The 18097-nt window shown below is 72.0% G+C and carries 14 protein-coding genes; 9 read left to right on the forward strand and 5 right to left on the reverse strand.

From position 1 onward, the window contains the following. The 3 genes from ACWC24_RS28755 (at position 1) to ACWC24_RS28765 (ending at position 5054) form a co-directional block, all read left to right on the forward strand. Positions 1-2145, forward strand: coding sequence for an acetate--CoA ligase family protein (locus tag ACWC24_RS28755; RefSeq protein WP_450665850.1), 2145 nt, complete (start codon positions 1-3; stop codon positions 2143-2145). 124 nt (positions 2146-2269) lie between these two features. Next, the gene (locus ACWC24_RS28760) at positions 2270-3658 is read left to right on the forward strand and encodes an OFA family MFS transporter (RefSeq protein WP_450665797.1); all 1389 of its coding nucleotides are present in this window, start codon (positions 2270-2272) and stop codon (positions 3656-3658) included. 1 nt (position 3659) lies between these two features. Beyond that, entirely contained in the window at positions 3660-5054 is a 1395-nt protein-coding gene (locus ACWC24_RS28765; protein WP_450665798.1) for an OFA family MFS transporter, read from the forward strand. Positions 5055-5142: 88 nt separating this feature from the next. Here ACWC24_RS28765 and ACWC24_RS28770 read toward each other — a convergent pair whose 3' ends face one another. The 4 genes from ACWC24_RS28770 to ACWC24_RS28785 form a co-directional block, all read right to left on the reverse strand. Further along, positions 5143-5820, reverse strand: coding sequence for a GntR family transcriptional regulator (locus tag ACWC24_RS28770; RefSeq protein WP_450665799.1), 678 nt, complete (start codon positions 5818-5820; stop codon positions 5143-5145). A 204-nt stretch (positions 5821-6024) separates the two neighbouring features. Continuing rightward, positions 6025-6972, reverse strand: coding sequence for a beta-ketoacyl-ACP synthase III (locus tag ACWC24_RS28775; protein WP_450665800.1), 948 nt, complete (start codon positions 6970-6972; stop codon positions 6025-6027). 163 nt (positions 6973-7135) lie between these two features. Further along, positions 7136-7273 (reverse strand): MFS transporter small subunit, encoded by a 138-nt coding sequence (locus ACWC24_RS28780; protein ID WP_450665801.1) that lies wholly within the window; start codon positions 7271-7273, stop codon positions 7136-7138. Then, on the reverse strand, positions 7239-8603 hold the full coding sequence (locus ACWC24_RS28785; RefSeq protein WP_450665802.1) for an OFA family MFS transporter: 1365 nt from the start codon (positions 8601-8603) through the stop codon (positions 7239-7241). Before ACWC24_RS28785 ends, ACWC24_RS28780 begins: the two co-directional genes overlap by 35 nt. A gap of 251 nt (positions 8604-8854) precedes the next feature. Here ACWC24_RS28785 and ACWC24_RS28790 point away from each other — a divergent pair, with 251 nt between their 5' ends. From ACWC24_RS28790 to fdhD, 5 genes are read left to right on the forward strand one after another with little or no spacing between them, the layout of a single operon-like run. Beyond that, entirely contained in the window at positions 8855-9826 is a 972-nt protein-coding gene (locus tag ACWC24_RS28790) for a 2-dehydropantoate 2-reductase (protein ID WP_450665803.1), read from the forward strand. Continuing rightward, the gene (locus ACWC24_RS28795) at positions 9823-11736 is read left to right on the forward strand and encodes a molybdopterin oxidoreductase family protein (protein WP_450665804.1); all 1914 of its coding nucleotides are present in this window, start codon (positions 9823-9825) and stop codon (positions 11734-11736) included. Before ACWC24_RS28790 ends, ACWC24_RS28795 begins: the two co-directional genes overlap by 4 nt. A gap of 9 nt (positions 11737-11745) precedes the next feature. After that, positions 11746-13581: an NADH-ubiquinone oxidoreductase-F iron-sulfur binding region domain-containing protein gene (locus ACWC24_RS28800; RefSeq protein WP_450665851.1), complete on the forward strand. Its 1836-nt coding sequence runs from the start codon at positions 11746-11748 to the stop codon at positions 13579-13581. Next, positions 13578-14438 (forward strand): 2Fe-2S iron-sulfur cluster-binding protein, encoded by an 861-nt coding sequence (locus ACWC24_RS28805; RefSeq protein WP_450665805.1) that lies wholly within the window; start codon positions 13578-13580, stop codon positions 14436-14438. The genes ACWC24_RS28800 and ACWC24_RS28805 overlap by 4 nt, the downstream gene beginning before the upstream one ends. A gap of 7 nt (positions 14439-14445) precedes the next feature. Further along, positions 14446-15294 carry a formate dehydrogenase accessory sulfurtransferase FdhD gene (gene fdhD, locus ACWC24_RS28810; protein WP_152889023.1) on the forward strand — a complete coding sequence of 283 codons (849 nt, stop codon included), beginning with the start codon at positions 14446-14448 and terminating at the stop codon, positions 15292-15294. 113 nt (positions 15295-15407) lie between these two features. Here the strand turns inward: fdhD and ACWC24_RS28815 are convergent, their stop codons facing one another. After that, a complete protein-coding gene (locus ACWC24_RS28815; protein WP_450665806.1) occupies positions 15408-15863 on the reverse strand; it encodes a MarR family winged helix-turn-helix transcriptional regulator in 456 nt (151 codons plus the stop codon). Between the two features lie 141 nt (positions 15864-16004). Here ACWC24_RS28815 and ACWC24_RS28820 point away from each other — a divergent pair, with 141 nt between their 5' ends. Continuing rightward, positions 16005-17900 (forward strand): exo-alpha-sialidase, encoded by a 1896-nt coding sequence (locus tag ACWC24_RS28820; protein ID WP_450665807.1) that lies wholly within the window; start codon positions 16005-16007, stop codon positions 17898-17900. Positions 17901-18097: the final 197 nt, after the last annotated feature.

An 18097-nucleotide genomic window follows, 5' to 3' on the forward strand; every position in this document is an offset into this window, starting at 1 on the left:
ATGGCCGAGGACCGGCTGCCGAGGGTGCGCGCGCTCCTGGACGCCGTACGGGCCGAGGGCCGGACCGCGCTCACCGCGCCCGAGGGCAAGGTGATCGCGGACGCGTACGGGATCGCCGTACCGGGCGAGGAGCTGGCGGGCGACGTGGACGAGGCGGTGGCCTGTGCCGCGCGCTTCGGCGGACCGGTGGTGATGAAGATCGTCTCCCCGGACATCCCGCACAAGACCGACGCGGGCGGGGTGGTCGTCGGGGTCGAGGGCGCGAGCGAGGTGCGGGCCGCGTTCCACCGCATCGTCGGCAACGCGCGGGCGTACGACCCGCGGGCGCGGATCGTGGGCGTACAGGTGCAGGAACTGCTGCCGCCCGGGCAGGAGGTCATCGTCGGCGCGGTGACCGATCCCACGTTCGGGAAGGTGGTGGCGTTCGGGCTCGGCGGGGTGCTCGTCGAGGTGCTCGGGGACGTCACGTTCCGGCTGGCCCCGGTGGCCGCCGACGAGGCGCTGGCCATGCTGGACTCGATCCGTGCGGCGGAGGTGCTGCGCGGGGTGCGCGGCGCGCCGCCGGTGGACCGGTGGGCGCTCGCCGAGCAGATCCGACGGGTGTCGCAACTGGTCGACGAGTTCCCCGAGATCGCCGAGGTGGACCTCAATCCGGTGATCGCGACCGCGGAGGGGGCGGTCGCCGCCGACATCCGGGTCGTCCTCGCCGAATCGCAGCCGCCGCCGCGCCGCCGGTACACCCGCGACGAGATCCTGACCAGCATGCGCCGGCTGATGCAGCCGGGCTCGGTCGCCGTGATCGGCGCGTCGAACGAGGCCGGGAAGATCGGCAATTCGGTGATGCGCAACCTCGTCGACGGCGGCTTCGCGGGGGAGATCCACCCGGTGAATCCCAAGGCCGACGACATTCTGGGCCGCAAGGCGTACAGGAGTGTCACCGACGTGCCCGGCGAGGTGGACGTGGCGGTCTTCGCGATCCCCGCCCGGTTCGTGGCGGCGGCGCTGGAGGAGGTCGGCCGCAAGCGGATCCCCAACGCCGTGCTGATCCCGTCCGGGTTCGCGGAGACCGGTGAACAGGGGCTCCAGGACGAGCTCGTGGCGATCGCGCAGCGGCACGGGATCCGGCTGCTCGGCCCGAACATCTACGGCTACTACTCGACCTGGCAGGACCTGTGCGCCACGTTCTGCACCCCGTACGACGTCAAGGGCGGGGTGGCGCTGACCTCGCAGTCCGGCGGCATAGGGATGGCCGTCCTGGGGTTCGCCCGCACCACGAAGACCGGTGTGTCGGCGATCGTCGGTCTGGGCAACAAGGCGGATCTGGACGAGGACGACCTGCTGACCTGGTTCGGTGAGGACCCGCACACCGCGTGCGTCGCGATGCACCTGGAGGACCTCAAGGACGGGCGGGCCTTCGTGGCGGCGGCGCGCGAGACCATCGTCAAAAAGCCCGTCGTCGTGCTCAAGGCGGGGCGTACGGCGGCCGGCGCGCGGGCGGCCGGCTCGCACACGGGCGCGCTGGCGGGCGACGACGCCGTGTACGACGACATCCTGCGGCAGGCGGGGGTCATCCGGGCGCCGGGGCTCAACGAGATGCTGGAGTACGCGCGCGGGCTGCCGGTGCTGCCCACCCCGCGGGGCGAGAACGTCGTGATCATCACGGGGGCCGGCGGCAGCGGTGTGCTGCTGTCGGACGCGGTCAGCGACAACGGGCTGTCGCTGATGGAGATCCCGCCCGATCTGGACGCGTCCTTCCGGGCGTTCATCCCGCCCTTCGGGGCCGCGGGCAATCCGGTGGACATCACCGGGGGCGAGCCGCCGTCGACGTACGAGGCGACGATCCGGCTGGGGCTCGAGGACCCGCGCGTCCACGCCCTGGTCCTCGGCTACTGGCACACCATCGTCACTCCCCCGATGGTGTTCGCCGAGCTCACCGCGCGCGTGGTGGCCGAGTTCCGGGAGCGGGGGGTCGAGAAGCCGGTGGTGGCCTCGCTGGCCGGGGACGTCGAGGTCGAGGCGGCCTGCCAGTACCTGTACGAGCGGGGGGTCGTGGCGTACCCGTACACGACCGAGAAGCCGGTGGCCGTGCTGGGCGCGAAGTACCGGTGGGCGCGGGCGGCGGGCCTGTTGGGGGGCGAGTCATGAGGTGACCGGACGCGGGGGCGACCGACGGTGCGCGTCGGCCGCCCCCGGGGACCCGTGCGCGCACGAAACGCATTTGGACAGGGGGCGCTGGCCAGAGCTTTCGACGCAAGGGGTGCTGAGTGACATGACAACCACCGACTACCCGGCCTCCGTCCCCTATCGGGAGGTGACGGACCGCAACGGCCGCGTGTACCGCGTCGGCGAGACCGATGTCGACATCATGGGCCGCAAGCGCACGTGGATGGTCGTCCTGCCCTGGGTGGGCATGATGGGCATCAGTTCCGCCGAGTACGCGTTCACGTCGGCGGAGGACACGCTCCACGAGGCGCATCTGTGGAGCAGCGGGCACATCTTCTGGCTGATGGGCGTCTGGATATTCTTCCAGGCCGCCGTGGCCTTCCCGGCCGGGCAGCTGCGCGAGAGCGGCCGCCTTCCGGCGCGTACGGCGATGCTGATCGGCGCGGTCGGCACGATGACCGGCTATCTGTCGCTGGCGTACGCGCCGAACGTGCTCGTCGCCTACTTCGGCTTCGGCATGTGCAGCGGTATCGGCGCCGGTCTGGTCTACGCGACCTGCGTGAACATGGTCGGCAAGTGGTATCCGGAGCGCAAGGGCGGCAAGACGGGCTTCGTCAACGGCGGTTTCGCCTACGGGTCCGTGCCCTTCGTCTTCCTGTTCACCTCGTACATGGACCTGGGCAACTACGAGACCGTGCTGGCGCTGGTGGGCATCGGGCTGTGCCTGGTGGTGGCGTCGGCCGGCTGGTTCTTCCGGGACCCGCCGAAGAACTGGTGGCCCGTCACGGTCGACCCGCTGCGGGCGACCGACGACCCGAAGATCCGCCGGGCGCTGGAGAAGAACCCGCCGGCGATCAGGCAGTACACCCCGAAGGAGGCGGCCCGTACCCCTGTCCTGTGGATGATGTGGTTCTGTCTGCTGTGCACGGCCGGCATCAACATCTTCGGCATCGCCTTCCAGGTGCCGTTCGGCAAGGACATGGGTTTCGCGGGCGGCATCGTCGCCACGGCGATGTCCCTGAAGGCCATCGTCAACGGCACCGGCCGGGGCGTGATCGGCTGGATCTCCGACCGCTACGGCCGCCGCAACACCCTGGTCATCGTCTGTGTCGTGCTGGGCACCGCGCAGTTCGGCGTGCTGGTCTCCGGCCAGCTGGGCAGCATGCCGTTCTTCCTGTTCTGCTCCATGGTCTCCGGCTTCGGCGGCGGGGCGATCTTCCCGCTGTTCGCGGCCATGACGGCCGACTACTTCGGCGAGAACAACAACGCCACCAACTACGGGATGGTCTACAGCTCGAAGCTGATCTCCGGGCTCGTCGGCTCGGGCGTCGGCGCGATCGTGGTCGACGCGTGGGACTACCACGGCGCGTTCGTCCTCGCGGGCTCGATCGGGCTGGCCTCCGCGGTGCTGGCGCTCTTCCTGAAGGCTCCCGGCCGGCCGAAGGCCCGGAGCATCGTCCCCAACCCGCAACCGCTCGGCGAGGAGATGGCGTGAGATGACCGCGGATCCCATCGCTACGAACGGCGCGTCGGCCGAACCCGGCGCCGCGCACCGCCCCTACCGTGAGGTGACCGACGCCCGCGGCCGGGTCTACCGGGTCGGCGAGACCGACCGGGACATCCTCGGCCACTCCCGCAAGCTCATGGTGTACCTGCCGTGGATCGCCATGATGGCCATCAGTGTCTTCGAGTACGCCTACGGTTCGGCGGAGGACACCCTCTCGCACGCGCACGGCTGGACCCAGAGCAACACCTTCTGGATCCTGAGCGTCTGGGTGTTCTTCCAGGCCGGCATCGCCTTCCCGGCGGGCTGGCTGCGCGAACGGGGCGTCCTGACCGCCCGCCGGGCCATGCACCTGGGCTCCGGCATGTGTCTCGTGGGGTTCCTGGCCCTCTCGCACCTGAGCGATGTCCTGCTGGCGATCCTGGGCTTCGGCGTGATCGGCGGCATGGGCGCCGGGCTGGTCTACGCGACCTGCATCAACATGGTCGGCAAGTGGTTCCCCGAACGCCGGGGCGCGCGCACGGGGTTCGTCAACGGCGGCTTCGCGTACGGTTCGCTGCCGTTCATCTTCATCTTCAACTACGCGTTCGACACCGGGAACTACCACCGGGTGCTGGACCTGATCGGCTGTTACATCATGATCGTGGTGTTCGGGTGCGCGTTCCTGTTCAAGGACCCGCCGAAGAACTGGTGGCCGGCCGACATCGACCCGCCGACCCTCGCCGGTGACGGCGAGAGCGCGGCACGGACGTCCAAGAACCCTCCGGCGGTACGGCAGTTCACCCCCAAGGAGGCCGTCAGGTCGGGGATGCTCCCGCTGATGTGGATCTCGATCGTGCTGACCGCCGGGGTGTCGATCTTCGGGATCTCCTTCCAGGTCGACTTCGCCAAGGAGGTCGGCTTCGGCCCGCTGGTCGCCGCCTCGTCGATGGGCGTGATGGCGGTCGTCAACGGCGTCGGACGCGGGGTCGTCGGCTGGCTGTCCGACCGGTGGGGCCGCAGGTCGACCCTGGTGTTCGTCATCGTCGTGCTGGGCCTGGCCCAGTTCGGCGTGATCCTGGCGGGCGACCTCAGGAGCGAGTGGCTGTTCCTGTTCTTCGCCTTCCTGTCCGGGTTCGGCGGCGGCGCGTTCTACCCGATGTTCGCGGCGCTGACCCCGGACTACTTCGGCGAGAACTACAACGCCACCAACTACGGGCTGGTGTACAGCGGCAAGCTCATCAGCGGCCTGTTCGGCGGCGGCCTCGGCTCCATGGTGGTCGCGGCCTGGGGCTACAACGGCGCGTACGCGCTGGCGGGCGGGATCTCCATGGTGGCGGCGGCGATCGCCCTGTTGCTGCGACAGCCGGGCCACGACAGCCCGGCCGCACCGCAGCCCGCGGGCTGACGACGGCGTACGACCGCCGCGGGGCCCGCGCGGCACGAGGTGGCTCGCCCCTGTTCCCGGGGAGGGCCGCCTCGCGCGCTGCCGGGCCTCAGGACCTGGCGCGGGCGTGGTACGAGGTGCGGGTGTGTTCCGTGTGTTCGCGCATCAGCCGGGTGGCTTCCTGCTCGTTCCGGTCGGTGATCGCGGCGATCAGGTCCCGGTGCTCGATCCACGACTGCTGTCCGCGCTGACGGGCGACGGGCATGTAGTACCAGCGCACCCGGCGGTCGACCTGGGCCGCGAGTTCGGCGAGGACCGCGTTGCCCGCCAGTTCCATGATCTTGGCGTGGAAGCGGGCGTTGAGGGTCACGGCGGTGTCCACGTCGTCGTCGGCGACGGCCCGCAGCCCCTGCGCCAGCAGTTCCTCCAGCGCCTCGATGCCCGCGCTGGTGGCGTTGGCCGCCGCCAGCCGGGCCGCCTCGGCCTCCAGCAGCGTACGCACGGTGAGGAGTTGGTCGGCCTCCTGCTCCGTGGGCTCGTGCACGAACGCGCCCTGCGCGGGGCGCAGATCGACCCAGCCCTCGGTGTTGAGCCGTTGCAGCGCCTCGCGCACCGGCTGCCGCGAGACCCCGAGGTGTCCGGCGAGTTCGCTCTCGACGAGGTGCTGGCCGGGCTGGAGGGAACGGGTGGTGATGAGTTCGAGCAGTGCCTCGTAGACGCGGTCACGCAGCGGACCGGGGCGTTCGAGCCGGGGCACGGCCCCCTGCGGCAGTCCTGTCGACAACATCGCGGTCCCCCTCCTCGGCGGGCCGTGCACAGCGGTCGGAGCGCCGGCCTGGATTGGCTTTCGTCTACAGTCTACGGCGCTCGGTGTCCGCAGGGGCGGCGAGATGGCGTCATCGCACGGCGTCGGCGCGCCAAGTCGTCACATCCGGTGACCTTACGGGGGCACCGCACCGCGTCGTGGCGCCCGCACCCGTCGCGGGGCGGCTCACGGGCAGCGGACGACCTGTCCGGCGTACGAGAGGTTGCCGCCGAAGCCGAACAGCAGGACCGGGTCCCCGGTGCTGATCTCGCCGCGCTCCACCAGCTTGGAGAAGGCCAGCGGGATGCTCGCCGCGGAGGTGTTGCCGGACTCGCTGACGTCCCGGGCCACGACGGCGTTCACCGCGCCGATCTTCCCCGCGAGCGGCTCGATGATGCGCAGGTTCGCCTGGTGCAGGACGACGGCCGCGAGGTCCTCGGGGGTGAGTCCGGCGCGCTCGCAGGCCTGCCGGGCGAGCGGCGGCAGCTGGGTGGTCGCCCACCGGTAGACGCTCTGGCCCTCCTGCGCGAAGCGCGCGGGCTGTCCCTCGATGCGCACGGCGTGCCCCATCTCGGGCACCGACCCCCACAGCACGGGCGCGATCCCCGGCTCCTCGCCCTCGGCACACGCCTCGACCACGGCAGCCCCCGCTCCGTCGCCGACGAGCACGCAGGTCGTGCGGTCCGTCCAGTCGGTGACCTCGGACATCTTGTCGGCGCCGATGACCAGGGCCCGGGTGGCGGCGCCCGCGCGGACCGTGTGGTCGGCGGTGGCGAGGGCGTGGGTGAAGCCGGCGCACACCACGTTGACGTCGATCACGGCGGGCGAGGGGACACCCAGCCGGGCGGCGACCCGGGCGGCCGTGTTCGGGGAGCGGTCCACGGCCGTCGACGTGGCGACCAGGACCAGGTCGATGTCACCGGGGGTCAGCCCGGCGGCCGCGAGCGCCTTGGCGGCGGCGTGCGCGGCCAGCTCGTCGACGGGTTCGTCGGGGCCCGCGATGTGCCGGGTCAGGATGCCCACCCGGGACCGGATCCACTCGTCACTGGTGTCGACCATGCCCGCCAGTTCCTCGTTGCCGAGCACCCTGGCGGGCTGGTAATGGCCGATGGCGGCGATGCGCGAGCCGTGCATGGGCGGGTCCCCTCGTTGCCGTGAGTAGCGGGATTCACCAGTCTGATGAGTGACTCACGGGTACGAGGACAGGTGATGCCACAGGAAACGCCCGCCCGGGTTGTCGGCTTCCGTCAGACCTCAAACGCCGCAACCCCGGCGAACCGTCCCCCGTGCCCCGGCGTCAGCCGGTGAACAGTTGTCTGGCCCGCTGTACGAGTTCGTACAGCCCGTAGGCGAGCGGCGCGCCCACCCACAGCCAGGCGAAGGCGATCAGCCCCCGCCGGTCAGGCGGACTCTGGCTGCTGTCGTTGCCGGACATCTGCGTCCTTTCCGGGGGCGGGGAGGTGGTGGCGGGGGTGGACGGGCCGGACGAGTTCGTTGGCCACGAACCCGATCGCGAGCAGCCCGATCATGATGAAGAAGGACAGCGAGTACAGGGCGGAGCCGTGCTTGCCGGCCTCCTCCTGGCGGTCGGCGATCCAGTTGACGATCAGCGGGCCGAGGACGCCGGCGGTGGACCAGGCGGTGAGCAGCCGGCCGTGGACCGCGCCGACCTGGTGGCTGCCGAACAGGTCCTTGAGATAGGCGGGGATCGTCGCGAAGCCGCCGCCGTAGAAGGAGAGGATCACCAGCGCGCACCCGATGAACAGCGGTTTCGAGGTGTCGCCCAGCAGCGCGATCAGGGCGTACATCAGGGCGCCGACGCCGAGGTAGACGCGGTAGACGTTCTTGCGCCCGATCAGGTCGGAGGTCGACGACCAGCCGATGCGGCCGGCCATGTTGGCCGCCGACAGCAGCGCGACGAAGCCGGCGGCGGCCGTCGCGGAGACCGGGGTGGAGCTGTCGGCGAAGAAGTCCGCGATCATCGGGGCGGCCTTCTCCAGGATGCCGATTCCGGCGGTGACGTTCATGCACAGAACGACCCAGAGGCACCAGAACTGCGGGGTGCGCACGGCGCTGCGGGCCGACACCTGCACCCCCTCGACGGCACCGGCGCCCTCGGCCGGTGCCCCGCCGTCACCGGGCGCCGCCGCGCCCTGCCCCGTACCGCGCGGCACCCGCACCAGCAGCACGCCGAGCAGCATGAACACGGCGTACGACAGCCCGTGCACGAGGAACGCGAGCGCGATCCCGGAGCTGTCGGTGCCGAACGACTCCAGCATCTGCGCCGACCACGGCGAGGCGATGAGCGCGCCGCCGCCGAAGCCCATGATGGCGATGCCGGTCGCCATGCCGGGACGGTCGGGGAACCACTTGATCAGGGTGGAGACGGGCGAGATGTAGCCGACGCCGAGGCCGATCCCGCCGACGAAGCCGTAGCCGAGGACGATCAGCCAGTACTGCTCGCTCGCGGCGCCGAGGGCGGAGATCAGGAAGCCGGACGAGAAGCAGACCAGGGCCACGGTCATCGCCCAGCGCGGCCCCCTGCGTTCCACCAGGGTGCCGCCGAACGCGGCCGACAGGCCGAGCATCACGATGCCGAGCTGGAAGGGCAGGGCGCTCTGGGTGCCGCTGAGGCCGAGCGCGGATTCGAGGGGCGGCTTGAACACGCTCCAGGCGTAGGCCTGGCCGATGGACAGATGCACGGCGAGGGCGGCGGGCGGAACCAGCCAGCGGCTCCACCCGGCGGGTGCGACGGGAGGACTCATGATCCCGGACGGTAGGCAGGGGCACGGGAGTTGAGAAGCGGTCGGGTCGACCGTATGCGGTGAACGGTATCCAGACTGCGCCGAGCGGTCGGGACGCACGTCAGCACGGACCGCGAGCGGGCCGACGCGACCCCTTGCCGGGGCCATCTCCATACTGTAGACAATATTTCGTCGACATAGTGTGCGGCGTCGGCACCTTCGCACCTTCCCCACCTCCGCGGTACTCCCTCGACCGAACGGAGCGTTCCGAAGTGAAAGTCGCAGTCCTCGGCGCCGGTGCGATCGGCGCCTACGTCGGTGCCGCGCTCCACCGCGCCGGCGCCGACGTGCACCTCATAGCCCGTGGACCGCATCTGGCGGCCATGAGGCGGCACGGCGTACAAGTACTCAGCGCGCGCGGCGACTTCACCGCCCGCCCGCACGCCACCGACGACCCGGCCGAAGTGGGCCCGGCCGACTACGTCTTCCTCGGCCTCAAGGCCAACTCGTACGCGGCGTGCGGGCCGCTGATCGAGCCGCTGCTGCACGGCACCACGGCGGTCGTGGCCGCCCAGAACGGCATCCCCTGGTGGTACTTCCACCGGCACGGCGGCCCCTACGACGGGCACCGCGTCGAGAGCGTGGACCCGGCAGGCGCGGTCAGTGCGGTGCTCGCGCCCGAACGGGCCGTCGGCTGCGTGGTCTACGCGGCGACCGAGCTCGAAGCCCCCGGTGTCGTACGGCATCTGGAAGGCACCCGGTTCTCGATCGGCGAGCCCGACCGGAGCGTCTCGGCGCGCTGTCTGGCCTTCGGCGAGACCATGCGGGCGGGCGGGCTGAAGTGCCCGGTCGAGCCGGACCTGCGCAACGACATCTGGCTCAAGCTGCTCGGCAACATCTCCTTCAACCCGATCAGCGCCCTCGCCCGCGCCACCATGCGGCAGATGTGCCTGCACGGCGGCACCCGCGAGGTCATCGAGACCATGATGCGCGAGACGCTCGCGGTCGCCCGGGCGCTCGGCTGCGAGGTCGGCGTCTCCATCGAACGCCGGCTCGCGGGCGCGGAACGCGTCGGTGACCACCGCACCTCCACGCTCCAGGACCTGGAGCGCGGCAAGCCGCTGGAGCTCGACGTCCTGCTCGCCGCCGTCGTCGAGCTGGCGGAGATCACCGGTGTGCCGGTGCCCACCCTGCGCACCGTGCACGCCATCTCGGACCTGCTCGCGCTGAGGAGCGCCGCATGAGGAAACGGCAGCAGAAGACCTACACCCGGCTCACCCACCCGCTCGTTCGGGACTCCCGTGACGAGCCGTTGCGGCAGGCGACCTGGGAGGAGGCGCTGGAGCGCACCGCCCGGGGCCTGGCGGCGGCCCGCGGCGCGTTCGGGATGTTCTCCTGCGCCCGCGCCACCAACGAGATGAACTACGTGGCGCAGAAGTTCGCCCGGGTCGTCATGGGCACCAACAACGTCGACTCCTGCAACCGGACCTGTCACGCCCCGAGCGTGGCCGGCCTGTCGGCCGCCTTCGGCTCCGGCGGCGGGACTTCGTCGTACGAGGAGATCGAGCACACGGACGTCATCGTGATGTGGGGGTCCAACGCCCGCTTCGCGCACCCGATCTTCTTCCAGCACGTGCTGAAGGGGATCCGTGACGGCGCCCGGATGTACGCCGTCGACCCGCGCCGCACCTCCACCGCCGAGTGGGCGGAGAGCTGGCTCGGGCTGAACGTCGGCACGGACATCCCGATGGCGCACGCGATCGGCCGGGAGATCGTCCACGCGGGCCTGGCCAACGAGGCGTTCATCGAGCGGGCGACGACCGGCTTCGAGGAGTACAAGGCGCTCGTCGAGCCCTGGACGCTGTCGCTGGCGGAGAAGGTGACGGGCGTACCGGCCGCCGCGATAAGGGAGTTGGCGCACGCCTACGCCCGCGCCGAGCGCGCCCAGCTGTGCTGGACCCTCGGCATCACCGAGCACCACAACGGCACCGACAACGTACGGGCATTGATCAACCTCTCCCTGCTCACCGGTCAGGTCGGCCGCTGGGGAGCCGGGTTGCAGCCGCTGCGCGGCCAGAACAACGTGCAGGGCGGCGGCGACATGGGCGCCATCCCCAACCGCCTGCCCGGCTTCCAGGACATCCACGACCCGGACACCCGGCTGAAGTTCGAGTCGGCCTGGAACACGGTGATCCAGCCGCACTACGGGCTGAACCTCACCGAGATGTTCGAGGCGATGGAGGAGGGCACGCTCAAGGCGGTCTACTGCATCGGCGAGAACCCCGCCCAGTCGGAGGCCGACAGCGAGCAGGCCGTCCGCCGGCTCCGGGCCCTGGACTTCCTGGTCGTCCAGGACATCTTCCTGACCAGGACGGCGGAACTGGCGGACGTGGTGCTCCCGGCCACCGCGGGCTGGGCCGAGACCGAGGGCACCACCACCAACAGCGAGCGGCGGGTCCAGCGGGTGCGCCGGGCCGTCGCCCCGCCGGGCGAGGCCCGCGAGGACATCGACATCCTCTGCGAGCTCGCGACCCGGCTCGGCCACGACTGGAAGTACGCCGACGCGGAGGCCGTCTGGAACGAGCTGCGCTCGGTCTCGCCGGACCACTACGGGATGACGTACGACCGGCTCGTCGAGCACCAGGGCATCCAGTGGCCCTGCCCCAGCACCGACCGGCTCGAACCGCCCTATCTGCACGGCCGGTTGTGGGAGAAGGACCCGGCGAGGCGCGGGATGCCGGCCCCCTTCGGGCTGGTGCGGCACGATCCGCCGGTCGACCTCACCGACGAGGAGTACCCGATCCGGCTGACCACCGGGCGGCGGCTCGACTCGTACAACACCGGCGTGCAGAGCGGGGGTTTCGCCTCCCCGCTGCGGCGCGGCGAGTACGTGGAGCTGTGCCCGGAGGACGCCGAGCGGCACGGGGTGGTGGTCGGCGAGGAGGTCAGGGTGTCCTCGCGGCGCGGCGCGGTCGTCGCGCCGGTGTGGATCGACCCCGCGCTGCGCCCGGGGCTGGCCTTCATGACCATGCACTTTCCCGACGAGGTGGACACCAACCGGCTGACGATCGAGGCGAACTGCCCGATCGCGGGGACGGCGGAGTTCAAGGCGTCGGCGATCCGGATCGAGAAGCTCCCGGTTGCGACCCAGTGAGGTGACGTGGTGGACCTGCACTTCGGCGACGGCAAACCCACGGACGAGGAGCGGGCGGCCGTCGACGCCCTGCTCGGCCCTCCGCAGTCCTCGTGGGAGGGGGCGGACCGCTCCGACGGCGACCTCAGGTGGGCGCGCGGCGGCCGCGCGGCCCGGGACCGCCGTGACCTGCTGCTGCCGGGGCTGCACGCGATCAACGACCGGGTCGGCTGGATCAGCGAGGGCGCCCTCGGCTATCTGTGCCGGCGGCTGACGGTGCCGCCGGCGGAGGCGTACGGGGTCGCCACCTTCTACGCGATGTTCTCGGTGCGGCCGCGGCCCGCGACCGTGCTCCAGGTGTGCACGGACCTGGCGTGCGCGGCCGCCGGGGCGTCGGAGCTGTGCGCGGGCGTCGAGGCCGGGCTGGGTGCGGGCAGCGGGGTGGGCGTCGAGCGCAGCGCCTGTCTGGGCCTGTGCGAGCGGGCTCCGGCGGTGCTCGCGGTGCGGGCGGGGGATCCGGTGCGTACGGCGGTGTCGGCGCCGGCGACGGTGGACGGCGCCGTCCTCGCCGCGAGCGCGCCGGACGCGGCGCCCGAGGAGGCGCCGGTGCTGTCGGCGGTCCCCCAGGCCGGGGACCAGGCCGGGGACCAGGCGCTGACGCTGCTGCGCCGGGTCGGCGTGGTGGACCCCGCCGACCTCGACGACTACCGCGCGCACGGCGGCTACTCGGCCCTGCGCCGGGCCTTCGCGATCGGGCCCGCCGCGGTCATCCGCGAGGTCACCGACTCCGGCCTGGTCGGGCGCGGCGGCGCCGCCTTCCCCACCGGCCGCAAGTGGCAGGCCACGGCGTCGCAGCCCGCCCGCCCGCACTATCTGGTGTGCAACGCGGACGAATCCGAGCCGGGCACGTTCAAGGACCGGGTGCTCATGGAGGGCGACCCGTACGCGCTGGTGGAGGCGATGACCGTCGCGGCGTACGCGGTCGGCGCCGAGCGGGGGTACCTGTACCTGCGCGGCGAGTATCCGCGGGCGCTGCGCCGGATGCGGCACGCCGTCGACCGGGCGCGCGCCCGCGGTCTGCTCGGCGACGACATCCTCGGCACGGGCTTCGCCTTCGACATCGAGATCCGGCGGGGCGCGGGCGCGTACATCTGCGGCGAGGAGACCGCCCTGTTCAACTCGATCGAGGGCTACCGGGGCGAGCCGCGCTCGAAGCCGCCGTTCCCGGTGGAGCAGGGCCTGTTCGGCCGGCCGACGGTCGAGAACAACGTCGAGACGCTGGTCAACGTGCTGCCGATCCTGAACCTGGGCGCACAGGCCTACGCGGCGATCGGCACCGAGGGCTCCACCGGGCCGAAGCTGTTCTGCGTGTCGGGCAGCGTCGAGCGCCCGGGCGTCTACGAGCTGCCCTTCGGCGCCACCCTCGGCGAGCTGCTCGCCCTGGCGGGGGTGCGCCCGGATCTGTGGGCGGTGCTCCTCGGCGGGGCGGCCGGTGGTTTCGTACGTCCGGACGAGCTGGACATCCCGCTCACCTTCGAGGGCACCCGCCGGGCGGGCACGACGCTCGGCTCGGGGGTCGTGATGGCCTTCGACGACACCGTCCCGCTGCCGCGACTGCTGCTGCGGATCGCGGAGTTCTTCCGCGACGAGTCGTGCGGGCAGTGCGTGCCGTGCCGGGTCGGGACCGTGCGCCAGGAGGAGGCGCTGCACCGGATCGCCGAACGCACGGGCACGGCGGCCGACGACGACATCGCGCTGCTGCGGGAGGTCGGCCGGGCCATGCGGGACGCCTCGATCTGCGGTCTGGGGCAGACCGCGTGGAACGCCGTGGAATCCGCCATCGACCGTCTGGGGGCGTACGAATGACCGTGACACCGCTGGGGATCCCCCGCCGGCTGCTGGAGTTCACCCTCGACGGGGAGCCGGTGCGGGCGCCCGAGGGCTCGACCCTGCTGGACGCCTGCCGGGCGGCCGGGAAGGACGTGCCGACCCTCTGCCAGGGCGACACCCTCACCCCGAAGAACGCCTGCCGGCTCTGTGTCGTCGAGGTGGCGGGCTCGCGCACCCTGGTGCCTGCCTGCTCGCGCAGGGCGGAGCCGGGGATGGAGGTCCGCACCGACAGCGAGCGCGCCCGGCACAGCCGCAAGATCGTCCTGGAGCTGCTCGCCTCCTCGGTCGACCTGTCGACGACCCCGCGGGCGGCCGAGTGGATCGAGGACTACGGGGCGCGGCCGGACCGCTTCGGCCCCGACGCGGCCCGGCTGGGCGAGGAACCGAGGGTCGACAACGACCTGTACGTGCGCGACTACGACAAGTGCATCCTCTGCTACAAGTGCGTGGACGCCTGCGGCGACCAGTGGCAGAACACTTTCGCGATCTCCGTCTCCGGCCGCGGCTTCGACGCCCGGATCGCGGTCGAGCACGACGCGCCGCTCACCGACTCCGCCTGTGTGTACTGCGGCAACTGCGTCGAGGTGTGCCCCACGGGGGCCCTGTCCTTCAAGTCCGAGTTCGACATGCGGGCGGCGGGTACCTGGGACGAGTCGGCGCAGACCGCGACGACGACGGTGTGCGCGTACTGCGGTGTGGGCTGCAACCTCACCCTGCACGTGCAGGACAATGAGATCGTCAAGGTCACCTCGCCGCACGACAACCCGGTGACCCACGGCAATCTCTGCATCAAGGGCCGTTTCGGCTACCAGCACGTACAGAACCGGGGCTGATCAGGACATGGGACGAGTCACGGAACGACGCAAGGTGATCCGCATCCGGGACGGGGTGGTCTCCAGCCGGCCCGACACGCTCGTCGCCGAGGAACCGCTGGAGATCAGGCTCAACGGCAGACCGCTCGCCATCACCATGCGCACACCGGGGGACGACTTCGCGCTGGCCGCGGGGTTCCTGGTGAGCGAGGGCGTGCTGGCCGCCGCGTCCGACCTGCAGAACATCGTGTACTGCGCGGGGGCCACCGCCGACGGGTCGAACACCTACAACGTGGTGGACGTGCGGACCGCGCCGGAGGTGGTCCTGCCCGACATCACCCTGGAGCGCAACGTCTACACGACGTCGTCGTGCGGGCTGTGCGGCAAGGCGAGCCTGGACGCGGTGCGTACGACGGCCCGTTTCCCGATCGCCGACACTCCCCCGGTCCGGGTGGACCCCGGTCTGCTGGCGAGCCTCCCCGACCGGCTGCGCGCGGCCCAGCGGGTGTTCGACCGGACCGGGGGCCTGCACGCGGCGGCCCTGTTCACCGAGGACGGGGAACTGGTCGACATCCGCGAGGACGTGGGCCGGCACAACGCCGTCGACAAGCTGGTCGGCCGCGCCCTCCAGAGCGGTGATCTGCCGTTGTCGCGGTCGATACTGCTGGTCTCGGGCCGGGCGTCCTTCGAGCTGGCGCAGAAGGCGGTGATGGCGGGGATACCGATGCTGGCGGCGGTGTCGGCGCCGTCGTCGCTGGCGGTGGACCTGGCCGCGGAGACCGGCCTGACGCTGGTGGGCTTCCTGCGGGGCAGCTCCATGAACGTGTACGCGGGCGAGGACCGGATCGCCCTGCGGGCCGCGGCCGCCCAGGGCTGATACGGCTCCCCGCGACACGGCGGCGGGGCCCCGGCCGGCGGGGAGCGCCCCCTGCGCCGCGGGGGCCCCGCCTCGGGCCTCTGTCATTTCATGTCAGGTCACGTCACGTCAGGTCAGGTCACGTCGGACGGTTCGTCCGTGCCTGCGGCGACGCGGACCAGCAGGGCGGTGAACCGGTCGCGTTCGGCCGCCGGGAGGGGCGCGAGCAGTACCTCGTTCGCCGCCCGTGCCGCGTCCTCGCAGCGCAGCAGCAGCGCCTCCCCCTGCGGGGTGAGCGACACGGCGTTCTTGCGGCGGTCCCTCGGATCCGGCTCGCGGACGATCAGGCCTCCCGCCTGGAGGTCGTTGAGGACACCCACCAGGTCCTTGGGGTCGAGTCCGACCCCGCGGCCCAGATCGGCCTGGGCGACCGGGGCGAGGTCGCGGACGGCCGACAGCACCACGTGGTGCCACATCTTCACGCCCTGGGCCGCGAGCGCCTCGGTGACCAGCGCCCGGCCGCGTGCGGCGGCACGGCCGAGGATCCAGCTGGGCAGGGCGCGGACCGCGGGGATCGGGGCTTCGGACATGAACGCAGCCTAGCGACGATTCATTGGACTTCCCAATGATACGAAGATACCGTTGGCGCTCCCAACGATATCATTGGGATTCCCAACGATACGCAGAGGCCGAAGCGGCACGAAGGTCGCGCACGAAGGGCAGGTCGCACCATGCCGTCAAGACTTCGTACCCGCCTGAGATCCACCCTCGTCACGGCGTCGACCACCGTCGCGCTGCTCACGCTGCCGGGGCCCGCGCACGCCCTGCCGTCGGCGGCCGACCCGGAGTTCGGGCAGCAGGTGCTGTTCAAGGCGTCCCAGGACCCCGGGTACGCCTGCTTCCGGATCCCGGCGATCGTCACCACCACGGACGGCACGCTGCTGGCGTTCGCCGAGGGCCGGGTCCTCAACTGCGGTGACACGGCCGACACGGACATCGTGCTCAAGCGCTCCACCGACGGCGGGCGCACCTGGGGCCCGCTCCAGGTCGTCGACGAGGGCGGCGGCGACACCCACGGCAACCCCACGCCGATCGTGGACCGCGAGACCGGCCGCGTCCTGCTGGCGGAGACGTACAACACCGGGCGGACGGACAGCGCCGGCTGTGCCGTCCCCTGCGACCGCACCCCGCACCTTCAGTACAGCGACGACGACGGCCTGAGCTGGTCCGCGCCGCGCGACCTGAGCTCCGAGATCCTGCCCGCGAACTGGAACTCCTGGTACGCGACGGGCCCGGTGCACGGTATCCAGCTCACCCGCGGCCGGCACGCGGGCCGGCTCGTCCTCGGCGTCAACACCGAGACCTGGGACGGCGGCCGGGTCACCGCCGGCCACGCGGCACTCGTCGTCAGCGACGACGGCGGCGAGCACTGGCGCCCCGGCGCCGTCGACTCGTGGCCGGTCGCCGAGGACGGCACCTTCCGTCAGAAACCCTCCGAACTGACCCTCACCGAACTGGTCGACGGTGCCGTGCTGGTCAGCGGCCGGGAGCAGGACGGCACGGAGCTCGGCCACCGCACCCAGGCGGTCAGCCGCGACGGCGGCGACAGCTTCACCGCCCCGTTCCGCGACCTGCCCGACCTCTACGCGCCCCAGGTGCAGTGCTCGACCCTCCGCCTGGGCCCGCGCCTGCTGCTGGCCTGCCCCGGCGACCCCGACCGCCGCCGAGGGATGATGATCCGCTCCTCCTGGGACGGCGGCCGCACCTGGGACAGCCTGGACCGCGGCACCACCGTCACCACGGACTTCTCCGGCTACTCCGACCTGACCCGGGTCGACCGGCACACCGTCGGCCTGCTGTACGAGGCCGGCGCCGTCGACGCCCGCGACGAGATCCGCTTCGCCCGCTTCTCCGCGGACTGGCTCGTGCCGCCCCGCGGCCCTGACCCGACCACCGACGACCTCGCCCCGGGCGCCGCACCCGCGACCGTGCTCGGCGGCGCCAGGGTGAGCGACGGGATCGACGGCGGCGCGCTGTCCTTCGACGGCGCCGACGACGGCGTACGTCTGCCCTACAGCGACCGGCTCCCGCTCGGGACGAAGGACTTCACCGCCTCCCTGTGGTTCCGCTCCACCGCCACCACCGGTGAGCAGCCGCTGCTGTGGATGGGGGGCGTGGGGCCCACCCAGCCGCAGGTCTGGCTGCGCGCGGAGCCCGCGAGCGACCGGGTGCGCGCGCAGATCACCGTGCGGGACGGCGCGACGGCCGTACGGTCCGCGGCCGTGAGCGTCACCGGCACCTTCGACGACGGGCGCTGGCACCGGGTGGCGCTGCGCCGCGGCGGCGGCCGTCTGACGCTCTTCGTCGACGGCGCACGGTCGGCCGTCGCCGACGTGACCGGCTCGGTGAGCCGGAACTCGCCGTTCGGCGTCCACGTCGGCCAGCGCATGGACGGCCGGGAGTTCTTCACCGGCGCGCTCGACGACGTCCGGGTCCGGGACCGCGCGCTGAGCGACGCGGAGATCACCGACGCGCCGTCCGCCGGCACACCGTCCGACGACCTTGCGCACACCGTGCTGTGGCTGCCGATGGACCGGGTACGGGAGGTCGGCCCAGGGCCTGTCTGACCATTCGCGTCGTCGCCCGGAGGGCGGCCCGGCGGCGTCATGGGGGTCCCTCCCCGCTCGAGCGAAGCCGAGAGCTCGGGGGAGCGTGCTCTCGGTGTGCCGGCCCCAGGCCCGCGTACTGGACGTACTCGGGTCCGGGGCCGGTGCGGCGAGTGGGGGTTCCCCCCTTGGGGGAGCGTGCATGGCGTCGCCGGGCA

This window comes from Streptomyces sp. NPDC001443, assembly GCF_053597355.1.